This is a genomic window from Tunturibacter empetritectus (assembly GCF_040358985.1).
GTDB classification, from domain to species: domain Bacteria; phylum Acidobacteriota; class Terriglobia; order Terriglobales; family Acidobacteriaceae; genus Edaphobacter; species Edaphobacter empetritectus.
Genome location: NZ_CP132932.1, coordinates 1250766 through 1277640 on the forward strand (window position 1 = coordinate 1250766; position 26875 = coordinate 1277640).

24 protein-coding genes are annotated in these 26875 nt (G+C 56.2%); 10 read left to right on the top strand and 14 right to left on the bottom strand.

Annotation, left to right across the window (positions count from 1 at the left end):
- Positions 1-51 precede the first annotated feature (51 nt).
- A complete protein-coding gene (locus RBB75_RS05070) occupies positions 52-1728 on the top strand; it encodes a SulP family inorganic anion transporter (RefSeq protein ID WP_353070357.1) in 1677 nt (558 codons plus the stop codon).
- Here the strand turns inward: RBB75_RS05070 and RBB75_RS05075 are convergent.
- Positions 1718-2170: a CBS domain-containing protein gene (locus tag RBB75_RS05075; RefSeq protein WP_179639611.1), complete on the bottom strand. Its 453-nt coding sequence runs from the start codon at positions 2168-2170 to the stop codon at positions 1718-1720. The two genes, RBB75_RS05070 and RBB75_RS05075, sit on opposite strands and share 11 nt — an antisense overlap.
- Positions 2171-2262: 92 nt before the next feature.
- Here RBB75_RS05075 and RBB75_RS05080 point away from each other — a divergent pair, with 92 nt between their 5' ends.
- Positions 2263-2952: an FmdE family protein gene (locus tag RBB75_RS05080; RefSeq protein WP_353069769.1), complete on the top strand. Its 690-nt coding sequence runs from the start codon at positions 2263-2265 to the stop codon at positions 2950-2952.
- A gap of 30 nt (positions 2953-2982) precedes the next feature.
- Here the strand turns inward: RBB75_RS05080 and RBB75_RS05085 are convergent, their stop codons facing one another.
- Complete coding sequence (locus RBB75_RS05085) at positions 2983-3261, bottom strand: hypothetical protein (RefSeq protein WP_353069770.1); 279 nt, start codon at positions 3259-3261, stop codon at positions 2983-2985.
- Positions 3262-3390: 129 nt separating this feature from the next.
- On the opposite strand from RBB75_RS05085, the gene RBB75_RS05090 reads away from it, so the two are divergent.
- The 3 genes from RBB75_RS05090 to RBB75_RS05100 all read left to right on the top strand — a co-directional run bounded on the left by RBB75_RS05090 (position 3391) and on the right by RBB75_RS05100 (position 8469).
- Positions 3391-4170, top strand: a complete 780-nt coding sequence (locus tag RBB75_RS05090; protein WP_353069771.1) for a CHAD domain-containing protein — start codon at positions 3391-3393, stop codon at positions 4168-4170.
- Between the two features lie 344 nt (positions 4171-4514).
- Positions 4515-5675, top strand: a complete 1161-nt coding sequence (locus tag RBB75_RS05095; protein WP_179639615.1) for a YeiH family protein — start codon at positions 4515-4517, stop codon at positions 5673-5675.
- Between the two features lie 283 nt (positions 5676-5958).
- Positions 5959-8469, top strand: a complete 2511-nt coding sequence (locus tag RBB75_RS05100; protein WP_179639616.1) for a capsule assembly Wzi family protein — start codon at positions 5959-5961, stop codon at positions 8467-8469.
- A 76-nt stretch (positions 8470-8545) separates the two neighbouring features.
- Here the strand turns inward: RBB75_RS05100 and RBB75_RS05105 are convergent, their stop codons facing one another.
- The 6 genes from RBB75_RS05105 to RBB75_RS05130 all read right to left on the bottom strand — a co-directional run bounded on the left by RBB75_RS05105 (position 8546) and on the right by RBB75_RS05130 (position 15748).
- The gene (locus RBB75_RS05105) at positions 8546-9451 is read right to left on the bottom strand and encodes a glycosyltransferase family 2 protein (protein WP_179639617.1); all 906 of its coding nucleotides are present in this window, start codon (positions 9449-9451) and stop codon (positions 8546-8548) included.
- Between the two features lie 213 nt (positions 9452-9664).
- Entirely contained in the window at positions 9665-12499 is a 2835-nt protein-coding gene (locus RBB75_RS05110) for an SLBB domain-containing protein (RefSeq protein WP_353069772.1), read from the bottom strand.
- Between the two features lie 159 nt (positions 12500-12658).
- Positions 12659-14113, bottom strand: a complete 1455-nt coding sequence (gene gatA, locus RBB75_RS05115) for an Asp-tRNA(Asn)/Glu-tRNA(Gln) amidotransferase subunit GatA (RefSeq protein WP_179640008.1) — start codon at positions 14111-14113, stop codon at positions 12659-12661.
- Between the two features lie 11 nt (positions 14114-14124).
- The gene (gatC, locus tag RBB75_RS05120) at positions 14125-14451 is read right to left on the bottom strand and encodes an Asp-tRNA(Asn)/Glu-tRNA(Gln) amidotransferase subunit GatC (RefSeq protein WP_179639619.1); all 327 of its coding nucleotides are present in this window, start codon (positions 14449-14451) and stop codon (positions 14125-14127) included.
- A complete protein-coding gene (locus tag RBB75_RS05125; protein ID WP_179639620.1) occupies positions 14448-14744 on the bottom strand; it encodes a DciA family protein in 297 nt (98 codons plus the stop codon). The genes gatC and RBB75_RS05125 overlap by 4 nt, the downstream gene beginning before the upstream one ends.
- 263 nt (positions 14745-15007) lie before the next feature.
- Complete coding sequence (locus RBB75_RS05130; RefSeq protein ID WP_353069773.1) at positions 15008-15748, bottom strand: sugar transferase; 741 nt, start codon at positions 15746-15748, stop codon at positions 15008-15010.
- A 393-nt stretch (positions 15749-16141) separates the two neighbouring features.
- On the opposite strand from RBB75_RS05130, the gene rfbC reads away from it, so the two are divergent.
- Positions 16142-16729, top strand: a complete 588-nt coding sequence (rfbC, locus tag RBB75_RS05135) for a dTDP-4-dehydrorhamnose 3,5-epimerase (protein WP_179639622.1) — start codon at positions 16142-16144, stop codon at positions 16727-16729.
- A gap of 110 nt (positions 16730-16839) precedes the next feature.
- Here the strand turns inward: rfbC and RBB75_RS05140 are convergent, their stop codons facing one another.
- From RBB75_RS05140 to rfbB, 4 genes are read right to left on the bottom strand one after another with little or no spacing between them, the layout of a single operon-like run.
- The gene (locus RBB75_RS05140; RefSeq protein WP_353069774.1) at positions 16840-17388 is read right to left on the bottom strand and encodes a D-glycero-alpha-D-manno-heptose-1,7-bisphosphate 7-phosphatase; all 549 of its coding nucleotides are present in this window, start codon (positions 17386-17388) and stop codon (positions 16840-16842) included.
- Positions 17385-18311, bottom strand: coding sequence for a dTDP-4-dehydrorhamnose reductase (gene rfbD, locus RBB75_RS05145; protein WP_179639624.1), 927 nt, complete (start codon positions 18309-18311; stop codon positions 17385-17387). The genes RBB75_RS05140 and rfbD overlap by 4 nt, the downstream gene beginning before the upstream one ends.
- Entirely contained in the window at positions 18311-19186 is an 876-nt protein-coding gene (gene rfbA / locus RBB75_RS05150) for a glucose-1-phosphate thymidylyltransferase RfbA (RefSeq protein ID WP_179639625.1), read from the bottom strand. The genes rfbD and rfbA overlap by 1 nt, the downstream gene beginning before the upstream one ends.
- Positions 19183-20346 (bottom strand): dTDP-glucose 4,6-dehydratase, encoded by a 1164-nt coding sequence (rfbB, locus tag RBB75_RS05155; protein ID WP_179639626.1) that lies wholly within the window; start codon positions 20344-20346, stop codon positions 19183-19185. Before rfbB ends, rfbA begins: the two co-directional genes overlap by 4 nt.
- 168 nt (positions 20347-20514) lie before the next feature.
- Between rfbB and RBB75_RS05160 the strand changes: the two genes are divergently transcribed.
- The 4 genes from RBB75_RS05160 (at position 20515) to RBB75_RS05175 (ending at position 22918) form a co-directional block, all read left to right on the top strand.
- Positions 20515-20739 (top strand): hypothetical protein, encoded by a 225-nt coding sequence (locus tag RBB75_RS05160; RefSeq protein WP_179639627.1) that lies wholly within the window; start codon positions 20515-20517, stop codon positions 20737-20739.
- Positions 20740-20939: 200 nt separating this feature from the next.
- Positions 20940-22088: a PP2C family protein-serine/threonine phosphatase gene (locus tag RBB75_RS05165; protein WP_179639628.1), complete on the top strand. Its 1149-nt coding sequence runs from the start codon at positions 20940-20942 to the stop codon at positions 22086-22088.
- Between the two features lie 23 nt (positions 22089-22111).
- Complete coding sequence (locus tag RBB75_RS05170; RefSeq protein WP_353069775.1) at positions 22112-22540, top strand: ATP-binding protein; 429 nt, start codon at positions 22112-22114, stop codon at positions 22538-22540.
- 12 nt (positions 22541-22552) lie between these two features.
- Positions 22553-22918 (top strand): STAS domain-containing protein, encoded by a 366-nt coding sequence (locus RBB75_RS05175; protein WP_179639629.1) that lies wholly within the window; start codon positions 22553-22555, stop codon positions 22916-22918.
- Positions 22919-22966: 48 nt separating this feature from the next.
- Here RBB75_RS05175 and RBB75_RS05180 read toward each other — a convergent pair whose 3' ends face one another.
- On the bottom strand, positions 22967-25036 hold the full coding sequence (locus RBB75_RS05180) for a PP2C family protein-serine/threonine phosphatase (RefSeq protein WP_353069776.1): 2070 nt from the start codon (positions 25034-25036) through the stop codon (positions 22967-22969).
- Positions 25037-25602: 566 nt separating this feature from the next.
- The gene (locus RBB75_RS05185; protein WP_353069777.1) at positions 25603-26268 is read right to left on the bottom strand and encodes a hypothetical protein; all 666 of its coding nucleotides are present in this window, start codon (positions 26266-26268) and stop codon (positions 25603-25605) included.
- Positions 26269-26875 lie beyond the last annotated feature (607 nt).

Genomic DNA, 26875 nt, shown 5'->3' on the forward strand with positions numbered 1-26875 from the left:
TCCCAGGCAGGAGTTTCGAATTTGTTGAATCTGTTCCAGGGCATCAGACCATTGAAGCGAAACGGCGTTATACGAGACGCTGTTGCCGGGGTCGCGTTTGCCGCGATGAACATTCCCCAGGCGCTCGGGTATACCCGGATCGCTGGAATGCCTGTCGTAACCGGCCTCTATTCCCTTCTTTTGCCACTACTTGCCTTTGCGACCTTTGGCTCGTCGCGGTTTCTGGTCGTCGCCGCCGATTCGGCCACCGCAGCCATCCTTCATAGTGGCCTGGCAGGCATGGCGCCAACTGCGAGCACCCGGTATGTCGCACTGGCGAGCCTGGTGGCGCTGCTCACCGCCGTCTTCCTACTGGTGGGGCGGTTGTGCGGGCTGGGGTTCGTCGCCGACTTCCTCTCGCAGACGGTGCTCGTCGGCTTCCTCACGGGCATAGGATTTCAGGTTGGCATAGCGGTTCTGGGCCAGATGCTTGGCATTCAGGCCACCTCGCGCAGATCGATTCTTCAGCTTGTAGAGATTACCCGTGGCCTCCCGAAGGTGCATCTGCCTACGCTGGCGGTGACACTTGCCGTGCTTGTGTTCGTCTTCGCTCTCCGCTGGTCTGCCCCGAAGGTGCCGGGGCCAATGCTGGCCGTCATTCTAGCCACGGCGGCCAGCGCGTTATGGAACTTTGCCGGACATGGCATCGCCATCATCGGCGCGGTGGCTGGCGGCCTGCCTCACCTTGCGATGCCGGACGTCAGATGGAGCGACATCCGGCCGCTGGTCTCGGTCGCCGGCTCATGCGCTGTCATGATCCTTACCCAGAGCGCTGCCACCTCTCGTATCTACGCAGCGCGTTACCATCAACGGCTGGATGAGAATCAGGACCTGATCGGCCTGTCCGCGGCCAATGCAGCCGCTGCCTTCAGCGGGACGTTCGTCGTCAACGGCAGCCCTACGCAGACGGCCATGGTGGAAAGTGTTGGCAGCCGGAGCCAGGTCGCCCAGGTCACCACGGCGATCATCGTCGGGCTGGTCCTGCTGTTTCTGACCAAGCCGCTTCAATACCTGCCCCAGTGCGTCCTTGGCACACTGGTCTTCCTCGTCGCGATCCGGCTGATCAAGCTGCGCAGCCTGAAGGATATTCTCCGCGAAAGCCCTGCCGAGTTCGCGCTTGCCGTGACAACCACCCTCGTCGTGATTACTGCGGGCGTCGAGGTGGGTATCGTTCTGGCGATGGTCCTGTCTCTGCTGCGCATCGTGCATCACAGCTATCATCCCCGCACGGGCGTCATGATTCCGGATGAGGCTAATGTGTGGAAGCTGATTCCTCCGACTCCGGGCGCAGTGACCGAACCCGGGCTGGTGATGTACCGCTTCGGCGCCGCACTGTTCTACGCGAACGCGAGCCGGTTCTCCGACGAGGTTCTCGGCTTGGTAGGCCCATCACCGACCACCGTCCGCTGGTTCATCGTTGATGCCGAGGCAATCACCAACCTGGATTACAGCGCTGCGCGAGTGGTGGAGGAGTTGAAAAAAAATCTGACAGATGCCGGTGTTCAACTGGGGTTCGCTCGAGTGCCCTGGAACACGAGGGCAGACTTCGATCGGCATCACCTGACCGAGACCATCGGGAGCGCATGGATCTTCAGCCGGCTGCATGACGCGCTCGATGCCTACGAGGCATTCGCGGCAAAGAACCCAGCGTTATCCGTCGCAATAGTGCCACCACACGCTAGGTCGTAGCCGCACCCGAGATATAGGCTTCGAGATGCCGGATCGTCATCTCCTGCTCGCTGATGACCGAGTTCACCAGATCGCCGATCGAGACCACACCGACAACTGCATTAGCCTCCACCACCGGCAGGTGACGGATGCGATTCTTCGTAATGATGCGCATGCACTCGCCCACAGTATGCTTTGGCGAAACGGAGATCACCGGGCTGCTCATGATCTCGGCAACCTGCGTCTCTTTTGACGAGCGCCCTTGCAAGATGACTTTTCGTGCGTAGTCGCGTTCGGAGATGATGCCCATTAGGGTTTGATGCTCCATCACCAACAACGCGCCGACCTTTCGCTCGGCCATCATCTCGACTGCCTGATAGACGGAGGCGTCGGGCGCGATCGCCGCAATTGGCCCAGACTTCTGCTTCAGCACCATACCGATTGTCGTTGCAAATTCTGCCATAGAGCACCTCGGGCCTCGAATAGTACCCCCGCTGAGCAACCTCGCGCAAACACTTAAAAACGCGCTCCCGCATCCAGCAGTATCATCTGGTTATGCAGTCTTTTGACGCCCTTCTCCGCGAAGCTGAGATCGCCCACGGCCACCTTTGCGCCGGCCAGATTCTCGGCGTCCGCATGGCCATGCTGGGTTGCGAACGGCTTGGCGTCGAAGATCCCAAGGGTGCCGACCGCAAGCGCCTGGTCACCTTCATCGAGATCGACCGCTGCGCCACGGACGCGATTGCCGTCGTCACAGGCTGCCGCCTGGGCAAGCGCGCCATCAAGTTTCGCGACTGGGGGAAGATGGCAGCTACCTTTGTCGACCTGACATCACCCCTGACACCGCTGGGCGATACTCCTGTTTTCAAAGCTCTGCGGATTGCCGCACTCGAATCTTCTAAACAACGCGCCCGCGAACTTTTTCCGCAGATTGAAAACAAGAACGAGCAGCAGATGCTTGCTTATCGCGAGCTACCTGACGAAGACCTCTTCCACGAAGAGTGGGTTGCCGTACCGATCCATCCACGCGAGATGCCTGGCTACAAGTCGGCGCGGATCACCTGCGCGCAGTGCGGCGAGGGCATCAACTACGATCGCGAGCGCTTTAGCGACGGACGAACACTTTGCCAAGGGTGCGCCTTTCCCGAGGCCCGCTACTATCGACCGCTTACGGAAGCGGAGTTCCCTAACAACAGCAAGGCCGGCGCGGAAACCTCTCCGCAACCGGCCTGCGAACATTGTTAGGCGCTGCAAGATTGCAGCCTTTCGCGTGGACTACCAGCGTCCGCGATGATCGTAGTGGTAGCGTTCAAACTCATGCGCTCGCACCCACTCGTCATGCCGGCGTTCTTGTTCGAAGCGTTGACGAGCATAGTAGTCCGGCCCATAGCAACGGTAAGCGGGGTAGCCGTAGTAAGCCGGATAGCCGACCCGGACCCCCACTGCGAACTGCTGTGCGTCAGCCTTCACCGGTGCTGCCAACACAAACGCACCTGCCAGTAAGCCAACCGTTACACCCTTTGCAACCATCGCTTTTACGTTTGTGATCTTCATAACAATCCTCCTGCCTACACCTGATGAAACCCGCCCTACGCGCACCGGTTGCGCGCAACTATCGTGACGATCCTGTGTCCTGAAACCCTAATCCGTATAAGCTGCATCTGTAACAAAAGCAGGTGTTCTATGCCGCAGCCGGTTATCATCTTTCTTCGCTACTCTCTGATCCTGAAAGCCGCAATGGCGGACTGCCTCGAGGATCCTAAGCCGGAGGTCGTCCATCGACTTCGCTCCAGCAATCGCCGCCTGGAAGCTGTGCTCGAGCTGCTGACTGCCTCCGCCGATCTTCCCGCTCTGCCGAAGAGGTCCCGCGCCTTCAAACGTTCCGTCCAAAAGACCCGACGCATCGCCGGCGACGTCCGCGACCTGGACGTTCAACTTGAACTTCTCCGCGCTTATCAAACCTCAGACGGCGCAACCAAATTGGAGAAAGAGCTGGCAGTATCGAGAAAAAAGAAGGTGAAGAAACTGCTACAGCAGATCAGCGCCGACGAAGATAAGATCCGCCACGCGCTCGACAGACTCGAGATGATCTTTGCGGGAATCGCCGATTTTAAACTTAGCGGTGGAAGGCTGTTCCATGTCGCACGAAGTTGGCTGACGCCGGCGGTGCAGGGGCTCGATCCTCACGAGGACGATGACCTTCACTCGATTCGGAAGGCCTGCAAGACCGCACGCTACATCGCAGAGATTGGCGGCGAAGAGTCCAGGACCGCAATGAAGTTTGCCAAGCATATGGAGAACATCCAGCAGACAACCGGCGCGTGGCACGACTATCTTCTTCTGCTGGATCAGGCTCAGACCCGGCTGCCGGACGGAAGTCGAGTCATCAAAAAGCTTTACGCGAAGGCCGCACTGCTGCGGCGCCAGGCTGAGGCGAAGGCAGCGCATCTCTTGAGAGCCTGAGCAGCCTCCGTGGTGTAGACTCAAAGTTGACATGACGGTCTTCCGCCAATCCGCCGCGTTGTACCTCATGCCGACTCGTTGTTGTTGTAGCTAGTCCTTCCTTCTTACTACCCCTCTTCTAAATTCAGCGTTATAGCCCACACGTCGCTTCGTGGGCACCACTTCTTTCTCCAAGGAGACTTCTCCATGTCCACCCCTCGTACCCGTCTCTCTTTTTCCACCGACACCTGGGCAATCGTATTGTCCCTTGCTCTAGCGATCATCGTCCGCGCCGGTCTGCTCAAAACCGTCGCCTGGTAAACATCGAGGTCCTCGCCTCAACAAAACAACATGAAGGAGAGTCTATGGCCGCCTCAGTCGATCTACCCGATCTTCGCAGCGAGTACCCCCCACACGCCCCGGGCCGCGTCCCAGCCGAGCGCTCCTCCCTCCTTGGCCTGCTCCCAGGCATCGCACTTCTGGCCGTCGTCGGCTATGCCGGCAAGTTCGTCGAGCACTTCATCAACACCTACGGGAAGGCTCACCACTACGTCCTGCCCAACATCGAATACGTGCTCTGGGCCATTCTTTTTGGGATCCTCATCGCCAACACCGTCGGTCTGCCCCGCATCTTTCGTGCGGGTGTCGCTACCTACGAGTTCTGGCTGAAGGCAGGCATCATCCTGCTCGGCGCACGCTTTATTCTCGGCGATATTCTTAAACTCGGCGGCATCTCGCTGGCCCTGGTCTTCGTCGCCTTCGCGTTCTCACTGACCTTCATGACGTGGCTGGGCCGCACCTTCAAACTAGGTCCCCAACTCACTACGCTGCTGGCCGTTGGGTCCAGCGTCTGCGGCGTCTCCGCCATCATCGCAACCCAGGGTGCAATTGACGCCGACGAAGAAGACTCTTCGACCGCTATTGCCGCCATTCTGGCTCTCGGCGCAATCTCGCTGTTCACCTTTCCGCTGATCGGCCATGCGTTGCACATGAGTGATCGCGCTTACGGTCTTTGGGCCGGTCTCGCGGTCGACAATACCGCCGAAGCCACCGCCGCTGGAGCCCTCTACTCCGATGCCGCCGGCAAGTTTGCCGTGCTCGCCAAGACCTGCCGCAACGCCCTCATCGGCTTCGTCGTGCTGGCCTACGCGATCCAGTGGGCACGGAAGGGCCTCGCCAGCCGCGGCGCCACGGAACAACTCGAGAACAAAGCCGCATTCCTCTGGAAGAAGTTTCCCAAGTTCGTCCTCGGCTTCCTCTTTATCTCTCTGCTGGCCACCCTGGGCTCTTCGACCAACCCCAATGTAGCCGCGCTGGGCTTTTCGAAACCTCAGCTCGCAGCGTTAGGGAACCTCAGCCGCTGGGCCTTTCTGCTCACCTTTGCCGGAGTTGGGCTGCGCACAAACCTGAAGGACCTGTTCAAACAAGGAGCGAGGCCGTTCATTGTGGGAGCAGTCGGCGAGGTCGCTATTGCCGCCATTACTCTGCTGCTTGTCCTCGGTGCCAACCACTTCTTCCATCTTTAAAATCACCACCTTGTGGACGCTCCCGTTTCGCCGATTTTGGTCAAGCGAAGCGGGAGTTCCGAGTGGGAAAGTTGTCACGCTTTCGTCACGGTGTCCTCATGGCGTGCCCAGCTATGGTAGCCTCCTGCAAGGGGTTGCATTATCCGAGTAAGCTCACCCCGACCCGTTGCCGATGCTTGTAGCTCACCCAAAACCTGGTCGATACTTCCGCCTCACAGCATTCCTTCTGCTTTCGATTGGGCGACTGTGCTTCGCTCAAAACGTAGCTCCTCGGCAAGCGTCGATGAATGTTTCAGCGGAGACATCGAGCTCTCTGCCTGATGCGCCGGAGCCTCAAGTCGCCACCGACCCGGCCTCGTCTTCTGCAACAGCGGCAGAAAAGGTCGAACCCCCCGTAACCTTCGCTGGCACCCCGCGTCGTCTCCTGGCCGATCAAAAGGCCATCTGGACGAGCCCTCTGCATCTTCGGCCCAGCGACGCAATCTGGCTGGCTCCCCTTGGCGCGACGACAGGTTTGTTGATCGGCAGCGACCAGCACACCATGAACTCGTTGATCCAAATCAACGCAAACGACCGAAGCAAATTCAACACCTTCTCGAACGCTGGCGTAGTGGCGCTTGGGGCGGCGCCGGCAGCCATGTACCTCTGGAGTCTCTTCAACGACGCGCCCCAGGCCCACGAGACCGGCCTGCTGACAGCAGAAGCGCTGGCGGACAGCCTGGCGGTGAGCGAAGTAGGCAAATTCATCTCCCTGCGTGACCGTCCCCTTGTAAACAATGCCAAGGGAGACTTCTTCAACTCCAGTCCATCTGCGTCAGGCTTCCCTTCGAATCACGCGACTGCTGCATGGGCGATGGCTTCGGTAATTGGAGATGAGTACCCTGGCTGGATTACCCGCACAGCGGTTTATGGACTGGCAACCGGCGTAAGCGTCAGCCGCGTGCTCGCCGAACAGCACTTTCCCTCGGACGTTCTGATTGGAAGCGCAACCGGATGGCTGATCGGTCACTACGTCTATCGCGCGCACCACAACTTCAGCCTGAACCCATTCGATTCCAAGGCGATGCCGGATGACTTTGGGGTGCCGCGAACCCACAAGACGCAGCAAGCGCAGGGAAGCTCTCAGCCAGTGCCTGTCGCTCATCATCCACCGCGGCTCTTCTCTGAAGATGACGATCCAGATTCGATCGGATCGACCAACGTCCCCATGGACAGTTGGGTCTATCCGGCACTGGAACGGCTTGCCGCCATGGGCTTCATCCCCGGTCAGAGTGTCTCAATCCGCCCGTGGACCCGGCAGGAGTGCCTACGCCAGCTCAGAGTGGCGGAGGACCAGATCGATATGGAGCAATACAACAGTCCCAGGCTTGTCTCTGAGGCTCGCCGTCTCATGGCCGATCTCCACAATGAGTTCGAGATCGAACCTAACTACTACGAGTCGTTGAGTCTCGAGTCAGTTTACGCACGATACGGCACAATCGCAGGCCCTGCGCTGGCAGACAGCTTCCACTTTGGACAGACCTGGTGGAACGACTTCGGCCGCCCCCTTGGCCGCGGCGGCAGCGCAATCGCCGGCTATTCGATACGCGCCAACTACGGAAGGCTCTTCTTTTATGATCGCCAGGAGCTGCAGCAAAGCCCTGGGAATCCGGCTGAATCGCTGGCAATTAATCAGCTGATCAACGTGTTGGATCGATTACCGAACTTCGGCGACCCAACCATACAGCCTATCCCTGAAAGATCAGCCTACACTCGCCAACGGCCGATCGAGCTATATGCAGGCGTTGCCTTCGAGGGCAATGCGCTTTCTTTGGGCAAACAGGAGATCTACTGGGGACCGACTACGATGGGTCCGCTCGCCTTCTCCAGTAACGCAGAGCCAACGTACAACTTGCGCCTCGTATCCACGCGCCCTCACCCGATACCGTTCCTGCCATCGCTGGGCACCTATCGCTTTGATATCGTGCTCGGAAAGCTCTCCGGACATAGCTATCCGGCACGTCCCTGGTTCAATGGGCAAAAGCTTGACTTTAATTTTGGCGATAACCTCGAGATGAGCTTCACCCGCTGGTCCATCTTCTGGGGCGTCGGACACCCCATCACACTCCACACCTTCAAGAACAATGTATTCAGCTTCAACTCAACCGGGGATATATCCACTGGAAACGGCGGGAGCGGCGGCTACGGAGATCGAGCCGATCCTGGCGACCGCAAGAGTAACTTCGACTTCAGTTATCGGCTGCCATTTTTGCGCCGGGCCGTCACCCTCTACGCGGATGCATACTCCGACGACGACCCCAGTCCAATCGATGCACCTCGCAGGGCTGCCTGGAGCCCAGGCATATACTTTGCGCGATTGCCCTTTCTGCCGCATATGGATTTACGCGTCGAGGCCGTTAGTTCGCAGGGGCTTGTGAATGACTTCGGCGGCCAGCACTTCTTCATCAATAACCAGTACCTGGACGGAAATACTAATAAGGGATTTCTGCTGGGCAACGCTGTGGGCCGCGATGGCCGAGCTATCGAAGGCCGCACCGGCTACTGGTTTTCAGCGCGGACTAAAGTCGAACTAGGCTACCGGCAGAACAAGGGGGGCATCCAATTTCTTCCCGGTGGCAGTACGATAACGGATGGCTTCCTCAACGGATCCTATGCCTTCAATCAACACTGGCAGGCGCAAGTCTTCACGCAGTACGAGCGATTCCTGATTCCCTCCTACATGAGCGGCTCGCGGCACAATGTGAGCGGCTGGCTTCAGGTTACGTGGACGCCCGAGTTACATCTGCATCGCTAAGAGACGCTTCGATAGGCACGCAGGTATCTCCCGACAGCAATTCATGGGAGCGGCTGCCGTTAGTCATACACTGTTGCTAGTTCCAGAAAAGACGATTCATGCTCAATCGACGCTTCAAACCGACGCTGAACAGACTCTCAACTCGACCGAGCCGGTAGCCTAGCAGTTTAGCCGCTGTATGAGCCAAGGCAGAAGGAATAAGCCACCAATAGCGAGGCCAGAGAGACCGCAACTCCGATCGAACAAAGCGGCCGCCTTCCCCTCCAGCGCCACCGAACTCACTCAGCATCCAGCTCTCCTGGTGGTGCAGCACGCCAATATCGAAGTATCGCCGGAACTCCTGCATCCAGGTATAGCTATGGGAGTGATAGACCTTCGCCTGAGCCACGTAGGCGAGCTTCCATCCCGCGAGCAGTAGCCTGGCGGCGGTGACTGTATCTTCTCCAAAAATAACGCCGCGCGGAAATCCGCCGACGGCCATCAGCGCCTCGCGCCGGTAAGCGGCAAAGGAGTTTGAGATAAAGATAGCCTTGAACCCAAGCTGCTCCCGGCTCGACAACGTGCGCACGCCAGACTCAGCAGGATAGTTGTAGAAGCGCGCATGAGCTTCAATCGGAGTTGCACCACGACGCGGAAGCTGACGTCCAAAGGCAGCTGCAACGCCAGAATCGGTAAAGGCCTCGAGCAGGCAACGAATGGCATCGGATTGCGCCAGCTCAACATCCTGCGTAAGGAAGACGAGAATCTCAGCATCAGGTAACAGTTCAGCGGCCAGTTGCCTTGTTCCGCCGTGATTAAACTCGGATCTTGCGATCACATGGACTCGAAAGCCCGCGGCATTCGCTAGATTCACTGTTTCATCTGTAGAAGAAGAGTCGAGAATCAACACCCGGTCCGCCGCAATTGATTCCAACAGCAGCGACGTAAGCCGCGACCATCCCTCGGCGGCATTCAAAGTGGGTACAACTACAAAAAAATTCACCTGTCAGAGGTTATCACTGTTGAAACGGCGGTTTATAGAGATAAGCTGAGTCGTCGAGGGGAGTGTGGCGGCGTACATTCTGTCACTCTCTGGTTACATTCTCGCTCAAGAATCGCGGTGGCAGAACCGATCACTCCGATGCCGGCATCGATTCAGTTGGAGGGACTGCAATTCCATTTTCAGCATTCCAACCCACGGCTAAATGTCGTCTCTCTAGAAGACAACGTTAGCCGCGGCTATGGCAAGTCCAAACTGACCGACGATCTGCGCAATATCGACGATTAGCCGTATCGTATTGCCCTTGGTCAGATTCAATGGGACCACTACCGTGTCGCCAGGATACAAGTGGAGCGAGTCAAAGCTGTTTCCTCGTAACGAAGAACTATATTGCTTGCTGATCACAGATCCACTCGCTCTAATGACGTAAGCCCGGCTCTTATCAGCATCTCTATTGGAGCCACCGGCTAGTCTTATGTAGCCGCCAAGCCTGCGTTGTGACTCGAAAACAAAAGAGTTCTGGTTATAGACTGCCCCATCGACGCTTACGGTAGAGGGAACACGCGGAACGATGAAACGGTCTCCATCTTCGAGTGGGAGATCAGGGATCTGGCTCAAGTCGCGGCTGTCAGGCTTCAAATCCAACACGATGCGTCCGGTCGCCCTCGCTTGCCGCAAGCTGGCGATGATGTTCTGATTCTGGGCCTGAGTTGCAGCTGCGGCTGCGGTGTCCGAAGCGCTTATAGCTCGGCCCGCATTATTTGTTGCGTTTGTACTCACCTGCAGCGCAATCTCGTCGACGTATTGATTCAGGCGCTGTTGTTGCACCCGACGTGTAGATTCGCGAGTGAACTCCGAGCCATAGAGATATGCTTCCGAGGTAAACCCGCCGGCACGCTCTACCAACTGTCGCAAGGTCTCGCCTGGCAGAACGCTGTAGACACCAGAGGAGGCAAACTCTCCCTCCAGCCGCACGAATCGGGTCTGTTGCGCCTGGGGCACCCGAATGTCAGCCTTCGAGAATATGGTAAGAACATCGCCGGGAAGCAGCTCGATATTCTGAGCAGCGTCTTCTTCTAATATCGCTTTGCCGAGATTGAATGGGACGAGAGAGGTTGTCAGGTTCGCTTTGCTCTGACGCTCGATGACCGCGTAGCTCCAGTCGATATCGGGCTCGCTCAACTTGACATTATTCCGCGGCTTAAACTCTCCAGACGATGCACTTGCCACAGTTGAACCCAGACTCGCGCTGGCTGCACTGACGCGATTTGTAGGTGCCGTGTTGAACTGGGAGCCATTTTGCGGCAACCCGGATGGGTTGGAGTTGCTACCGCTGTAGGCGTTTTGATTGTTGTTCGCCGAATTCGTCCCACTTATTCCGTTGGCTGCATTTGCCGCTGCGGAAGGAGAATATCGATCATTGCTTCCGCTCAACGAGGTCTGAGAAGCGGGAATTTTGATGCAGTCGAGTCCGCCATCGGTGGGGGGATCGGTATCGTTGTCGTTTCCCATATCGCTATCCGTCGTTCGATAGCTACTTCCTTCTTCGCTTCCGAAGGCCAGCCCAATTAAATTGGGATTCCTGGTAGAGGAGTATCTCCAGTTGGGGTTAGATCCTTCCTCTCCAACAGGAATCCCGTACCGCAGATTTGGAATGCCGTAGGGGGTCAAGGGAAGGCAGGTGGGAATGTAGGTCAGAGTGGGCTGACCGAGTTGGCTTCGCTTCAACCAATAGTCGCGGGTGATCAATGCATCTTTATCGGGCAGCAGATCGCGAATGCGCATTCCCGGCTTCCAAGTGTACCGTCCCGGATTAGCCACATTTCCGCGCAGCGTGACCGCATCCTTGTACTGGCTGACCACCGCGTCCAGCTCCAACACGTCGCCATTCTGCATCACAGTCGCTCTTCCCTGCGCGTCAAGGGATATCTCAAGCATGCTACGCCTGCGGCGCTCGTCCACTCTCTCTAACCGGACCCTCTGTCCCGAAGCAACGTTCGTCAAACCTGCCGCCAACTCGAGAACATCCCCGACGGTTGTATCGCTCGGTGACTTGAGCTCGTAGATCGCTGGATGATTGACACTTCCAGTGACAGCCACCTGCGGACCGACCGGCGGAATGTAGATAACGTCCCCGGGCAGGAGTTTTTCATCCTTCGATTTGTCGCCACGCTGCAGCAGGTCATACAAATCGAAATCAACGACTACTTTATCGCCGCGTTTCAACTGAATGTGTCGCAGGCTTCCCTGCGGAGTTGGTCCCCCCGTGGCGAAGAGAGCGTTGGTCAGTGTGCTCAACGAGCTGATCGTATAGCTTCCTGGCCTGCGCGCTTGTCCTACCACAAATACCTGAATGGACCTCAACTGGCCCAGATTCACATTGAGATCAAAGTTTCGGAAGACCCTGCTAATCTGGCTCTTCAAAAAGTCATGCATCTGCTCAAACTTCACCCCAGCAACGTGAACCGAGCCTACCTGGGGCACGAAGATGCTTCCAGATCGATCTACCAGAAAGCGGCCGTTCAAGGTAACCTGGCCCCACATCTGGATCAGCAACTGGTCGCCCGGCCCTACGACGTAATCTGGCGTCACCGGTATCTGGTTGACCGGCGCGAAAGTAGACGGCAAGTTGCGAAATAGATTCACGCCGTAGATCGGCAGCATCTTCCCAATCGAATTAGCGACCAGAAGTTGAAACTCAGTGGGCGAGTCCAGCGGAAGAGGAGTCTGAAGATTCTGATTTTGCTGTTGGGTCCGAGTATTATTTTGCGAGTTGGTTTGGGTGTCCTGCTGCCCGGGCACAATAATCTGCGGAGTCAAGGTCTGTTGCTGCTGCTGATTGACCGATGGGTTGCGGAGCTGAAGGTTGCTTTGATCGTCAGAAGACTGACACGTCGGATCATTCGGGTCGCAGGACTGCTGCTGTGAAGTTTGCCCACTGAGCGCCTGACCGAATTGTTCGAACTGAGCAGAGGATGTTAGCGTTCCGAACACGCTGACTAGAAGCACATATCCAAACCTGCGTACTCTGGGGGAACTACCAAACTGCATCTGCTCTAATCCTCGCAACCTTCTTTTAGCCTAGTATCGTTCATCATACAATCAGCAGCCGAACTCGCTGAAATGGCGGCCGGACACCTGATCTCCGGATCTCTCAGGTGCCCGATCCCATCAAAATGGCGGAGCGTCCTCCTGTAAGGAAAGCCAGCCTCAGGCACCAGACTCCTGGCGAGCTTGTTGCGTCTCCACGGCCTGCGCCACTCGAAGCATCGTCGATTCATCAAAGTGATTGCCCAGGACTTGAACTCCGATCGGCAATCCTTCCTTCGTCTGCCCGCAGGGCACGGACACACCGCAGATACCCGCCAGACTCGCAGCCACCGAGTAAATGTCCTCCAGATACATCTGGACAGGGTCGTCTGTCTTTTCGCCCAGCTTGAATGCCGGGGTCGGAGTCACGGGAGCCACCAGCACATCCACATCGGCAAATGCCGTCAGAAAGTCGCGGGTCAACAGAGTTCGAACCTGCTGCGCCTTGCGGTAATACGCGTCATAGTAGCCCGCACTGAGGGCATAAGTGCCCAGCAGGATTCGCCGCTTCACTTCGGCGCCAAAGCCTGCATCTCGAGTCTTGCGAAACATCGCGGACAACGTGGTCGCCTCTTCCGCCCTTAACCCGAACCTGACCCCATCGAACCGGGAGAGATTGGAGGATGCCTCTGCCGTCGCAATCACGTAATAGGTTGGAATCGCGTATTTGGTGTGCGGTAAACTGACCGGCTTCACCACGCATCCCACCAGCTTCAGACCAGCAATTACACCATCGATTGCGCTGCGAATCTCCGGATCCAATCCTTCGCCGAAGTACTCCTCCGGCACGCCGATCCGCAACCCCTCCACAGGTTTTCCCAGTCCGGCAACATAGTCATCCACCGGCCTGGTCGATGAGGTTGCATCCATAACATCTTTTCCTGCAATCACCTGCAGTACAGTTGCCGCGTCCTTGACAGTCGTGGTGAATGGCCCGACACGATCCAGCGAGGAGGCGAATGCAATCAATCCATAGCGGCTGACCCTGCCATAGGTAGGCAAGACCCCCACCACGCCGCAAAAGGCCGCTGGCTGGCGAATCGACCCGCCAGTATCGGATCCAAGGGTCGCTACTGCAAAATTTGCCGCCACGGCAGCCGCCGATCCGCCGCTCGATCCGCCGGGGACACGATCTAACGCTTTTGGATTCAATACCGGTCCGTAGGCAGAGTTCTCATTCGACGAACCCATGGCAAACTCGTCGCAGTTCAACTTTCCCAGCAGCACCGCCCCAGCCTCTTCCAGCTTAGCGACCGCGGTTGCATCATACGGCGGCCGATACCCCTTCAAAATAAGAGAACCGGCAGTGGCCGGGGCTCCCTTCATGACAAGAACATCTTTGATGCCCACTGGAACCCCTGCCAGCGGCGGCAGCGGGTTCCCCCTGGAGGCCATCTCATCGATCCTCTCAGCCTGGGCCATCGCCCGCTCACGGCTGAACGCCAGAAAGCTGTTAATCTTGCCATCCTGGGAGGCGATACGGTCATAGTGCTGCTCCGCAAGCGCTGTTGCCGTAGTTTCACCCGAAGCTACCGCCTTATGCGCGGCATCGATCGTTAGATTTTCCAGGTTCACTACCTTTGCGCTCACCTTTCGATCACCTTGGGAACCTTGAAAAACCGTCCATCGGTATCAGGAGCCGCAGACATCACTTCAGCGCGGTCGAGCGACGGCCGTACCTCGTCCCTCCGCAATGCCTCTCCATTGTCGAGCAACGCGCCGCCCAACATCTCCCCTACCTGCGCCATCGCAGGAACCCCAGAAGTATTCAGCTCATTCAATTGATCGATGTGGCCAAGAATGGCGTTCAAGTCTCTTTGCATCCTCGGCTCTTCCTCCGCCGTTAGCTCCAGATTCGCCAACTCTGCGACCCGCCGCACATCCTCCAGGGTCACGCCAGCCTGTTCCTTCATCGCTTGTAGTTCCCCTTCTTATCAAAGTGTATCTCGCTTACAGGTACTCCCGAAATACGCGACAGCTCTGCGGCAAGCTGTCGACGCATACTGACCAGTTGCCGCAACCATACGCCATCTTCCACCTCAACGCGCACCACGCCATTCTCAAATCCTATGACCTGCCCTCGTTCGGCCATTGCCCTTCCGCACGCCACCGGCCACGCTGCCGCGAGTCTGTCCTCCTCCCGGAGCGCTTGCAGGCTCCTTCTTAATGAGCCTTTCAACATATCCCGCATTCCCTCTAAAGGCATCGGCAAACCCCGATCAAGTTGTCACGGTTGAGATTCTCGACTGGGAGTTAAAAGCAAGCTTCCGGCTAAATGTCAGTCATGGGCCAACTTCGTGCCCCACTGTTGAAATTACGGCAGATGCGCGGTTTGTCCAGCCTAGCCCACGGCAAAGCCAAGATACAAAACAAGCTGCAAACCCTCAAGATGAAGAGATAAACTCCACGCGCTAGTGAGTGAGAGACAGGTGGTTGCAGCCACGTCACTTTTATTTTATGTGAGTCAGACTAATACGCGCCATCCTGATTCACTACCGAGGCAAACGTCTTCAGCAGGATCCAGAGGTCTCTCATCAGAGACCATCTTTCAACGTATTCACAGTCAAGTGCGACACGTTTTTCATAGCTCAACGCACTGCGTCCCGACACCTGCCAAAGACCAGTCAAGCCGGGCTTGACCCTGCAGTAGCAGTCGAAGCAATCACCGTACTTTTCTACTTCCGCCGCTACAATCGGTCGAGGCCCCACCAGACTCATCTGTCCAGCAAGCACGTTCCAAAGCTGCGGCAACTCATCCAAACTGTATCGCCGGAGAAAAAGCCCCAGGGGGGTAATCCGCGGATCTTTACGAAGTTTATGGGTCTTGTTCCATTCCGCCCTCGCCTTTGGATATCGCGCTAGATGAGTCTCCAGCACTTCAGCCGAGTTGATACACATCGTGCGGAACTTCCACATGGAAAAAAAGGCGCCATGCTTGCGAATCCGCCGATGCGAATACAAGACTGGCCCGGGCGAACTCAGTTTCACGGAGATGGCCACAATACTGAGTAACAACAGCACAACCGGCATTGAAATCAAAACCAGGACAACATCGACTGATCGTTTGATCACCCGGTATCGGAAGAAGTCGGATGGCGTTTCCTCTGCTCGATGCGAAATCTCTAACGAGCTACCAACCGACTCTGGATACGAATAAGAACCTTCGATAGCCGCTGTCCGCGACTCGGGAGATTGATATTCAGCCTGCATTCGAATCCTGTATCTGTTCGGCTCGCATGTCCGCATGCTCTGCGTTCCATCAGCCGGACCGGTTCCTGTTACACGCCTTGTGTCGCGGTACCTTCTCTAATCCGCTCCTGGAGTCTCAAATGAGACCGGGAAACGGCCGCGCTTCCAAATCACTTCCACCTGCCTGCTCATGCTACCCGTCCATGGACCTTATACGATGGCCTCTCTATCGGTCGGGTTGGACCAAGTCGACGACTGGGAAAACAAAGCGCATTGATACAACTTCACTATTCTAACCGACGGTGTTCTGAAAAAGGAGTTTACGCATTCCGAGTTCGCCTTTTATTCGTTCCACTTTGGAACCGCCACGTTGGGTCTGTTTTCATGTATGAGTCGAGACACTAAACTACTTTGATGCAGGTTCTTGAAACGCCTCTACGTGACGTTAAGCTACTTCAACCCCAACGCTTCGAAGATAGTCGCGGTTGGTTTGCAGAGGTATTCAATCAATCAACCTTCGCCGCTCAAGGATTATCAGCGAATTTTGTGCAGGACAACCACTCTTTCTCGCTGAAAGGTGTACTTCGCGGCCTTCATTATCAACTTGGCAGGCCTCAGGGCAAGCTCGTCAGAGTCCTCTCCGGCCACATTTGGGACGTGGCAGTCGATCTTCGGCGCGAATCTCCCGATTTCGGCAGATGGGCCGGATTCCACCTGAAAGCCCAATCCTCCGCCGACCAACTGCAACTCCTCTGGATCCCCGAAGGCTTCGCCCACGGCTTTCTTGTTCTCTCAGAGACCGCGGAGGTTTTTTACAAAGCCACGAACCTCTACTACCCTGCGGGAGAGCGCTCCATCCTCTGGAACGATCCCGTCCTCGCTATTGATTGGCCCATCGAGGCGCTCGATGGTAACCCTCCCCTGGTCAGTTCCAAAGACGCCCTAGGCAAGCACTTTCTCGAGGCCGAACTGCCACCGGTCGAAGTGAGTCATCTGGTCTGAAAACTCCGCGAGTAACGTCGCGGTCGAGGAGCTTCTTGCTTCCCCGCAGATTCCGAATCCCGCAGCTTACACAATTTGAACGCAGTGACACCTGCATGCTCAACAGTCGCTTATCCGTGCGCTACCAGCCAACGTTCAACCTCAGCCAAGGACTCCACCATTAGATACTCGCCGTCACATCGGTCAGTCTCAGTCCCTCTGATCAAGAAAGCCTGCCGCAATCCGGCTGCGTTCGCGGCCGCCACGTCCGAACATCTGTCTCCAATCATCACACTCTCGTTCAGTTCCACCCCGAATTGAGCAACCCCCCGTCGAAGCATACCCGTGCCGGGCTTCCGATCCTCATGCTCGCGTTTGTACTCGCCAACACCATGCTCGGGATGGAACGGGCAAAAATAAACAGCATCCAGCTCAACCCCCTCTGCACGAAGCTCTGCGCGCATGAACAGCATCAGCGCGTGGAAATCGGCCTCAGAGTAGTAGCCCCGCGCGATGCCCGCCTGATTGGTCACAACGATCAGCCGATATCCAAGTCCTACAGCGGTCTTGCAGAGCGAAAATATCCCATCAACAAATCGCACCTCCTCGGCGCGGTGCAGATATCCCACCTCTTCATTGACAACACCATCTCGATCGAGAAATAACGCTCGCTGCTTCATAGCTCTGCTAACACCTCTCGCAGCGATTGCCGCCAGTCCATCATGGACCAACTGAATCGTTCCCTCAGCTTGCTGCAGTTCAACCGTGAGTTCAACGGCCGCCTCGCAGGAGTGGGATATTGAGCAGTCGAGATTGCCTCGACGGTCGCAAACTGCACTCCAGGCTCCATTTCGCGGCGCAGTTGAAGCGCCTCCGCTGCAAATTCGAACCATGTAGTCTCACCGCAGCCAGCCGCGTGGTAAATCCCGCTCGCGTCCTCAATTGACCTCTCTAGTCCGGTTGTCTCTGCGGTTGCTTCGACTCGCCCGATTACATGCGCTGTCATCCTCGCCAGATCACGACTCCAGGTTGGCGCACCATGCTGGTCGTTCACGATTCGTAATGTCTCGCGTTCGCTTGCAAGCTTCAAGATCGTCAACAGAAAATTCCGCCCTCGTCCTCCATAGACCCAACTCGTGCGGAAGATCATGTGCCCTGCACCACTCTCCGCAAGTGCCCTCTCGCCGGCCAGCTTGCTCGCGCCATAGACACTCCCTGGTTCGGCTGCATCAGTTTCAAGGTATGGTCTATTCCCTAAGCCATCAAAAACATAGTCCGTAGAAAAATGGACGACACCAGCACCAAGCGCTCGCGCCTCTTCTCCTATTACCCTGACAGCCTCGGCATTAATCGCATTCGCCATCTCCGGCTCGCTCTCCGCTTTGTCGACCGCCGTGTAAGCTCCGGGATTCACAATCCATCTGGGCCGAATCGCACGAATCGTCTCCCTGACCGAAACCGCATTCGCAAGATCCATCATTTCGCGTTCCGGGGCAACCACATCCCCCAACGACTTCAGGGTCTGAAGTAGCTCACCACCAACCTGGCCCGAAGCTCCCGTCAACAGGATCCGCTCACCCAGCGGCAACCTCCCAGACACCATCAGTACACCGTCTCTTCCAGCACCCTCAGCAGATACTGCCCATAAGTGCTCTTCGCGATCTTCGATGCCAGGTTTCGCAGCTGATCGGTATTTATGTAACCGAGCCGGTACACAATCTCTTCAGGGCAAGCTACCTTCAGCCCCTGTCGCTTCTCAATCGTATGGATGAACGTCGCCGCATCCAGCAGAGAATCGTGTGTTCCAGTATCGAGCCATGCGATTCCGCGGCCAAGCACCTGAGTCCTCAGTTGTCCTCGCTCCAGGTACCAGCGATTTACATCTGTGATCTCGAGTTCACCCCGCGGCGAGGGTTTCAGCCCTTCAGCGATGCCAACAACCTGCGCATCATAAAAGTAGATTCCCGTCACCGCATAGCGCGACTTCGGTTTCAGCGGCTTCTCTTCAATCGAGATCGCCTGGCGATGCTGGTCGAACTCCACAACCCCATATCGCTCCGGGTCAAGAACAGGATAAGCGAACACTGTCGCTCCGGCACCACCTGCAGCAGCCTCCCGTAATGTCCTGGCAAAATCATGTCCGTAGAAGATGTTGTCTCCCAGCACCAGACAACACCCCTTCCCTGCAAGAAACTCTTTACCGATCAAAAACGCCTGGGCCAGACCATCTGGAGACGGCTGCACCGCATACTGAAGCTTGATTCCCCACTGCTCACCACTTCCCAACAGCTGCTCGAAACGCGGGGTATCTTCCGGAGTAGAGATCACGAGAATCTCGCGAATCCCTGCCAGTAAGAGCGCCGACAGCGGATAGTAGATCATCGGCTTGTCGTAGACCGGCAGCAGTTGCTTTGAGACTACCTGCGTGACCGGATGCAGCCTCGTCCCAGAGCCGCCTGCGAGAATAATCCCCTTCATCGAACCCTCTCGCCTGCCTCGGTCAAGAAGCCACGATCAGCAACAGCAAGCTGATCTTCGCGACCGGAATAGTTCTGGAGAACCCATTGCTGATAAGCCCCGCTGGTTACATGCTCTACCCACGACGCGTTTCTCAGATACCACTCCACCGTCTTCCTCAGCCCGGTCTCAAAGCTCTCCTGCGCTCTCCAGCCGAGTTCTCCCTCAAGCTTGCGCGCATCGATCGCATACCGTCGATCATGCCCCGGCCGATCGGTAACGTAGGTCATCAACTGCAGATGCGGTTTAAATTTTGACTGCGGCACCAGCTCATCCAGCAGTGCGCACACCGTAGTCACTACCTCGAGATTGCTTCGCTGATTTCCCCCGCCGATGTTGTACGTCTCGCCAATGCGGCCTCGTTCCAGAATCGTGCGCAAGGCACTCGCATGGTCTCCTACATACAACCAGTCTCTAACCTGTTGTCCATCTCCATAGACAGGCAGCGGCTTACCCTGCAGCGCATTCGCAATCATCAGCGGAATCAGCTTCTCTGGAAACTGATACGGACCATAGTTATTTGAGCAGTTCGTGATGATAGCCGGTAGCCCGTAGGTATGCACCCATGCCCTCACCAGATGGTCCGACGCCGCCTTCGACGCCGCATAAGGACTGTTTGGAGCGTATGGCGTGTCTTCATGAAAAGCCGGCGCCTCCGGCGTCAGCGTGCCATACACCTCATCGGTCGAAACATGCAGAAAGCGGAACCTCTCCCGATCTGCCCCTGCTAAGCCCTCGTAGTACGCCCGTGCCGCCTGCAGCAAGGTAAATGTGCCGTCGATATTGGTTCGCAGAAACGCTTCTGGGCCCAAAATCGAACGGTCGACATGGCTTTCCGCTGCGAAATGAATCACCGCTCGCGGGCGGTATCTTTGCAGCAATCCGGAAACCGCCTTCGCGTCGCAGATATCACCATGCACAAACGTGTAGGCAGAGCTGCGCTCAATAGACGCAAGGTTCTCCGGATTCCCCGCATACGTCAGCTTGTCCAGGTTGACGACCGGTCCATGGCCTGCAGCCAGCCAGTCCAGCACGTAGTTGCTCCCTATAAACCCGGCTCCGCCAGTCACTAGAATGGAATCGCTGCACGGGATCGCTTCTGCCTCTGTTGCTGCTCTCATGTTTCTGTTTATGCCTCCGAACTTTGGTTCCAACGCTTAATAATAGGCTACCTACCCTTCGCCATCAGGTGGATCACCTCCCGGCGGTGTTTTGCCTTTGCGAAGAACCAGGCAACTGCAAACTCCACCGTTCTCTCCAATGGAGATCGAGACGCGAAAGGTGACCCTATGACCACGAATAATCAACAGTCCAATCAAACCAGCTACCAGACGCCTGCGGGCGACTCAAAACATGCTGTAGAACCCTCAGGTCCCAAGGGGGATAACCCATCGACCGCAGGCCCGGGCCCCACAAAGGTCACCTCCAACACCCCGGAAAATAATCGGGGGCGCATCAATCCCTCGGCGCCCGAAGATGCGAACACAACCCCAGGCACAACAGACAAGAAATAAGATTGTTCTGTTCAATGTCTTTCATCCGTGGTATCTCCTGAAAGGACCTACAAGACGTCGACATCCACTGCGCCAGTCGAGTTTGCGCCACTGTTTGCCCAGGAAACAGTGGATAACGGCAGGAGCGAACCCTTCGCCCGCCTATGCGGCAAAGAGTTCTTATCGTCGTCTGAAAGGGGTTACGTGAAGGAGCAGTTCCCATGGAAATCGAAAGCAGTCTCCATCTTCAGCAGCAAATTGCACGTCTACAAGCACTCCTCGACACGACCCACAGAATCCATAGCACCATCGAATTGGACAGCGTTCTCCGCAGCGTCCTGCAGATCACCGTGCGGGAACTTGAGATGGCGGGTGCATTTTTTACAGCCTTTCCGTTTTCTTACGGGGAGATCCCCCCACGATTTCTCTTGCATCCGCCGTCCTCCGATCCAAGACGCGGTTGTTACCGCTTCCCTTTGCTGGATCGCCACGGTGCTGCCCTTACCGAAATGGTAGTCATCACCCGCGAAGGCGCTCCGCTCACCCTCTTCGAGCAGGACTTTCTAGAACATCTCGCAGTCCAGGCCGCCGTCGCGATTGAAAACGCACGATATCACGAACAAACCCTGGATATGGAGAGGGTCAAGCAGGATCTCTCCTGCGCACGCGACATTCAGCGGAGCCTCCTTCCTCAAACGTTTCCAGACATCTCCGGCTACAGCATCGCGGGCCGCTCGCAGACCTGCTATGAAGTCGGCGGCGACTACCTCGATCTCATCCCACTTACCTCTGGCGAGCTGATGATCGTCGTAGCCGACGTCGCAGGCAAAGGCCTTGCCTCGGCCCTGGTTGGCAGCTCATTTCGGGCGGCGTTGCGAGCTATCGCGAACTCGGGGATGCCGCTCGCCGACATGGCGACACACATGAACCTTCTCCACTACAAAGAAGGCGAGGAGTCCCGCCGCCGCTACGTCACGGCCATGTTCCTGAAGCTTGATCCAAAGACACATACTGTCGAAGTAGTTAACTGCGGTCACAATCCGGCCTTTCTTCTCAACGGCAGCGATGTCCCTGAGTTGATTGAGGCCAGTGGAACCCCGGTCGGGATGTTGCCTTTCTCTGGTTACTCGGCAGAAAAATATGTACTGTCCGAGAAGGCGAAGCTGCTAATCTACACCGACGGAATGACTGAGGTATTTCAAGGTGACGAAGAATTCGGCCAGGATCGTCTCATGGAGGCCTTCCGCACCTGCCGAGTCTCGGACGCGACTGGAACACTGAACTCGATTTGGCAGACTCTGGATGCTTTCTCCAATCAGGAAAACCAATCAGACGATATGACCGCACTCGTAATTGGACGAAAGCCGTAGGAGGGGAAGTGAACGGAAAGAACGTGAACAGCATCGAGCTGCGTCTTCCTTCGCGTCTCGGCTTTGAAAAAGTTGCAATGAGCACCGCCTCCAGTGTCGCCAAACTGATGGGCTTCGCTCCGGACCGGGTTGAAGATCTAAAAACCGCTGTCGCCGAAGCTTGCATCAATGCCATGGAGCATGGAAACAAACTCGACGAATCTCTGATTGTCGATGTCATTCTCTCCATGAACGAGGGTTCCCTTGAAGTAAAGGTGCTCGACACGGGCACCGGGCCTCCGGGCGGAGTTCACGCCCCGGATATGGACAAAAAAATGCACGGAGAAGAGGCTAGTCGCGGCATGGGAATGTTCCTTATTCAGTCTTTGGTGGATGAGGCAGAATGGGTGAGTGCGCCTCTCACTGGAAGCTACGCCCGACTCGTCATACGCTTAAACAACACTAGAGATTGAGGAGACACCAAGATGGCGGACTCAGGTACGAAGGTCAAAATGGAGCAGGTTAAGTGCGCCTCTGGCGATCCAATCACGGTACTGCGCTTCGCCGGCGACATCACGAGTTCGTCCGAGCCTGCGGTACTAGGCACGTACAGCGGACTATCGCCCGAGACATCCAAGCGCATCCTGCTTGATTTTTCCAAGGTGGAGTATCTCAACTCCAGCGGCATCGCACTGATCATTCAACTGCTCTACGCTGCAAGTCAGAAAGGACAAACCGTCCAGACCTTCGGCCTGACTCCGCACTTCCAGAAAGTCTTCACCATGGTAGGCATAACGAAGTACACCAAACTCTACCCCGATGAAGCCGCCGCCTGTGCAGGCTTCGAATAAACCTGAGCCTTCGCTGAGGCATCAAATCGTCCTCGCTGAAACCGCGGTTTACATCGCCGTGAGAATGCGCTTCTCGTCAGGAACGTTCTCAGGCTGGAGTCTGCGCTGAATCCGCAGCACCAGAATGTCATCTTCCTGCCCAAAGTCCTGGGCAGCCGACGCCAACTCTGCCGCTGAGATTGGCTGTTGCAGCATCTTCTCGATGCGTTCAAACCCAAACAGCTGCTTCTCTTGATCCTGCGCCTCAGCGACTCCGTCTGACATCAGCATCAGTGTGTCCCCTGGCTCCAGCTTGAAATGGGAGACAAAGAACTCAGCTCCAGGCACCACGCCGATCGGCAGCGAACCGCCCATCTCAACCTCTGCCCCGTTCAGATACGGTGGCAGATGTCCCGCGTTTGCCAGCGTGACCCGCCCGTCGGTGCAAATCTGCAGGATGAGGCAGGTCGCACTGGCCCGACCACGCCCCCACAACCGATCATTAAGGCTGTTCATTAAAATCAAAGGATCGGAGTCGTATTGAACCGCCGTCCGTATCGCGCCAACGATCAGCGCAACCAGCATCCCAGCCTGCAAGCCCTTCCCTGTGACGTCGCCAACCACGATCAGCACGCTGCCATCCTCCTGCACAGGAAGGATCTGGAAGAAGTCCCCGCCGACCTCGCGTGCCGGACGATACTCACTTTCGATGGCAAGACCAGGTGTCTGCGGTAGATGCTCTGGAATAAGCACGTGTTGAATCTGCCGTGCCTGTTCGATCTCAGCCTTCCACTGTTCACGTATCCGCTGGGTCTGCAGGAATCGCCGAACCAACATGACCGTGATCAGAAAGAGTGAGAAGATCGTCGAGATAGTTCCCAATTGAACATCGAATCCAAGGATGTTGAATGCGGTCGGTATATGAAGAAGAAGGCGGAGTTGTACTTGAAAGAGAGCGACGGCTACCAGAACGACTGCCGAGAGGGCCAGCCATCCTTCGGTCTTCTGTTTGCGGATACCTCGAAAGGTAATTGCGCACAAAAGCGCAGCAAAACTAAGCCTCAGCCCCAGCAGAATAGGTAGCAGATAAACGGAAGCGTGCACCGGGATGTGTTCACCGTAAATCGGCGCACTCATCATGGCCGTTCCGATCATCGTAAGCGCGACCAGCCCCCAAACGATGCGATGAACCCACTGCATCTGGCTGATGCGGAACCAATAGCCCCAGAAGATAACCCAAAGCCCAATTCGAATCGGATTAATGATGACAGACTGCAGAAAAATTCCAGGTGTCAGGGCAATCCATGGCACAAAACTGACAATCAGGACGACGCCATTTCCCAGGATCGTCACTGCGCAAACCAGGCTTAGCCACAGATACGAAGGTTCCGTGCGGTCCATTGAGAGAAGGCTGACTGCGACCATCCATGCAAGGAGCAGAATCAACATCTCCAGGAAGCCACTGCCTACAACATGCGCGGTGTTGTCCCAGTCCATCTGAATCAGGGTTCCAATCACTCCGGCGTGGCCAAGAACTGGAGGTTCGTGCATTCCCCCCGCGTCTGGAGTAAGAAAAAGAGATGCACTGTCCATGTAGATCCGCACCGCAATAGTAATTGGCCCGTTGCGCAGCTCTCTCGGCAGCCGAAACTCTCGCGGAAGTGTGCTATACGCGGTCGTCCTATGTTCGCCAAACTTCCCGAGTTCCCCAAGCAGCTGACCATTGACATAAAGCTGATATGCGTCGTCGACTTCGTTCGGCATCTTGATCGCAAGCCTGCCGTGCGAACTCTGCACATTCACGCGCAGCCGATACCAGGCAAATCCCGTATGTTTCGGATAACCGTTGGCGGTCCAGCCAGGAATGTATCCGCTGCTGCCTAGCTCCGGATTCGCGGACCCCGCAGGTGGAGTCAGATCGATCGTCCCCCAGCTCGAGTCGTCAAAGTCCGGTTGCGCCCAGGCCATGTCGTCGCCGATATGGAACTTCCAGAGGCCGGAGAGTTCGACGGTGCTATCGCCGAGCGTGGCCTCCAGCTGCGCTCTAGGTGCAGGAGCTGACTGAGGTTTCTCTCCACGCAGTCCAACTGCAAAACCAAAGAGCAGCAACAACACGGTCGAAACTCTTGCACGGCGCATAGATGCAACTCTCAAAACTTGTCGATAAAATCTGTCTGCGGATGAAAGGAAGACCGAACACTACTCCCCACGGACTGGGCTAAGGGTAGCTGCCACTTTCCTCACATCAACCCGCGTCTGATTCTGAGTGAGGTTCTCTTGGAACTTTCCAAAAATTGTTCCAACGATTGCCAGGCAAGACTTTCGGTTGAGGAGGTAGCTAGCCCGCAGGTTGCTATTTCGAAGGTTACGCAAAACAAAGCTCCGATGTCAACGTCATCTTTCTGACACCACGGGACTTTGGGACATGCTGCCCCGAAATATCATGGGCTCGCGTCCTGCAACTCAGCCACGATAACACCGTTGCGAACCACCCCGTTTCAGTCACGTCTGCCTTGCTATTTGGAAACGGGTCAGTGACTCTCACTTTGTCATTCCTCGACCCACCACAAGACCCGACGTTCATAACAAGGAAACCCAGGCTTGAGCCCGGGCTTCTTTCTAACTCTATTGACGTTCAGGGAGGCGAGCTGTTTGGCTCGTGCCCGCCCCCCTGATTTCAACTCCATCTGACTCAGCGGTTACAATCAGTTTGATTTTCTGACAGTCGTCCAAAGCCGGCGCGACATATACATGCCAGCCATCATGACGCCCGTCGAGAACAGCAACAGCGAATCCGGCTCAGGGGCGACACCGATCGTTCCGGACCCTCCCTGGAAGTCGCCGGGATTTTCTCCCTGCTCGAAGACTATAAGTGCGCCCCCAGGAGCAACACCCGCGCCACCCGCAAAATCCAGAGCGTACTCAAGAGGATTGCTGGGATCAGGTCCACAACTCACAACGTTTAGAGCGCTCGGAATAACGGTGCCCCCATTCCCAACCTGACCACCCGAGTCGCACTGGGGAGTGGTACTAAGAGGTGCAATAAGAAAACCAAGGTCGAGCGAGGTAATAGTTTGGCCCGATTCATTGTCTACGACAAAGCATCCGTAGGTGCCTGAAGTGAGGCCGTTTCCAATTCCAGCCCCGTTGCAAGCAGCTTGCGAGAGGTTAACAGGGGAGATGTCACCACCAGTAAAGATCGTGCAATTCGTGTTGCCCGGAGATCCTTGGGGAACGCCCGGCGGATTGCAAACATCCACTGCTGGAGGGTCAAGAACGGTCATTCGGAAGTCGATGCCGCTCGCGTGGGCGAGGCTGGAACCGCCGCAAAGCAGAGCCAGAACGAAAAGGATGCGAAGAAGATGTTTCATTATCTGTATTCCTCCAGAAAACTCATGTGTCTATCTGCAACCACAGCTTGGATCAGGAAATCGTGCCGGTACACCGTTGGACCTTATCGTTTATGACCCTTGATTGCGATCTCATGAAGCACGTGACATGCCAAAGAAAAACCCAAAAAATCCAGCAAAATCATCAACTCCATCTTTCTCAATACGCAGAACATTGCAGGGCAAACGGAAGTATTAGTACCTTTCAGGGCACGGGAAACCCGCGGCGACTTCATCTGACTTCCTCCAGAACGGGCGCCGTTTGGGGCAATGGATAACACGTTCAAAATGAAGTGTCAGGAGATGGCTGAACTCCGCGAAGAATGCCAATAATCCTTAACCGGATTTAACACAATCCTGTTCCAAACTTCGATTCCCCGGCCCTACTCCTGTCCTTTTGGCTAACCAACCGTTACTTTCAAATAGTTGATGCGTCTGACATTCGAATCCAGTTGGTCAGGTGAGAAGGCTATGAGCCGAATCTGTTGGGGAACTTTTTCGTGCACAGAGCTTTCTACCGTTTTGCAGGCATTCTTAGCGTTCTGCTCTTTGTCAGTCGATCCTAGGCCAGACACAATTGGCTAGATCG

Excerpts from the sequence above, each read along its gene's own strand:
- RBB75_RS05130 (WP_353069773.1), bottom strand. The coding sequence starts at position 15,748 with ATGCAGGCTGAATATCAATCTCCCGAGTCGCGGACAGCGGCTATCGAA.
- RBB75_RS05090 (WP_353069771.1), top strand. The coding sequence starts at position 3,391 with ATGCCGCAGCCGGTTATCATCTTTCTTCGCTACTCTCTGATCCTGAAA.
- RBB75_RS05185 (WP_353069777.1), bottom strand. The coding sequence starts at position 26,268 with ATGAAACATCTTCTTCGCATCCTTTTCGTTCTGGCTCTGCTTTGCGGC.
- RBB75_RS05080 (WP_353069769.1), top strand. The coding sequence starts at position 2,263 with ATGCAGTCTTTTGACGCCCTTCTCCGCGAAGCTGAGATCGCCCACGGC.
- RBB75_RS05100 (WP_179639616.1), top strand. The coding sequence starts at position 5,959 with ATGAATGTTTCAGCGGAGACATCGAGCTCTCTGCCTGATGCGCCGGAG.
- RBB75_RS05110 (WP_353069772.1), bottom strand. The coding sequence starts at position 12,499 with ATGCAGTTTGGTAGTTCCCCCAGAGTACGCAGGTTTGGATATGTGCTT.
- rfbA (WP_179639625.1), bottom strand. The coding sequence starts at position 19,186 with ATGAAGGGGATTATTCTCGCAGGCGGCTCTGGGACGAGGCTGCATCCG.
- RBB75_RS05160 (WP_179639627.1), top strand. The coding sequence starts at position 20,515 with ATGACCACGAATAATCAACAGTCCAATCAAACCAGCTACCAGACGCCT.
- RBB75_RS05095 (WP_179639615.1), top strand. The coding sequence starts at position 4,515 with ATGGCCGCCTCAGTCGATCTACCCGATCTTCGCAGCGAGTACCCCCCA.
- gatC (WP_179639619.1), bottom strand. The coding sequence starts at position 14,451 with ATGAAGGAACAGGCTGGCGTGACCCTGGAGGATGTGCGGCGGGTCGCA.
- RBB75_RS05125 (WP_179639620.1), bottom strand. The coding sequence starts at position 14,744 with ATGCCTTTAGAGGGAATGCGGGATATGTTGAAAGGCTCATTAAGAAGG.
- rfbD (WP_179639624.1), bottom strand. The coding sequence starts at position 18,311 with ATGGTGTCTGGGAGGTTGCCGCTGGGTGAGCGGATCCTGTTGACGGGA.
- RBB75_RS05175 (WP_179639629.1), top strand. The coding sequence starts at position 22,553 with ATGGCGGACTCAGGTACGAAGGTCAAAATGGAGCAGGTTAAGTGCGCC.
- RBB75_RS05140 (WP_353069774.1), bottom strand. The coding sequence starts at position 17,388 with ATGAAGCAGCGAGCGTTATTTCTCGATCGAGATGGTGTTGTCAATGAA.
- rfbC (WP_179639622.1), top strand. The coding sequence starts at position 16,142 with ATGCAGGTTCTTGAAACGCCTCTACGTGACGTTAAGCTACTTCAACCC.
- RBB75_RS05085 (WP_353069770.1), bottom strand. The coding sequence starts at position 3,261 with ATGAAGATCACAAACGTAAAAGCGATGGTTGCAAAGGGTGTAACGGTT.
- RBB75_RS05165 (WP_179639628.1), top strand. The coding sequence starts at position 20,940 with ATGGAAATCGAAAGCAGTCTCCATCTTCAGCAGCAAATTGCACGTCTA.
- RBB75_RS05075 (WP_179639611.1), bottom strand. The coding sequence starts at position 2,170 with ATGGCAGAATTTGCAACGACAATCGGTATGGTGCTGAAGCAGAAGTCT.
- rfbB (WP_179639626.1), bottom strand. The coding sequence starts at position 20,346 with ATGAGAGCAGCAACAGAGGCAGAAGCGATCCCGTGCAGCGATTCCATT.
- RBB75_RS05180 (WP_353069776.1), bottom strand. The coding sequence starts at position 25,036 with ATGCGCCGTGCAAGAGTTTCGACCGTGTTGTTGCTGCTCTTTGGTTTT.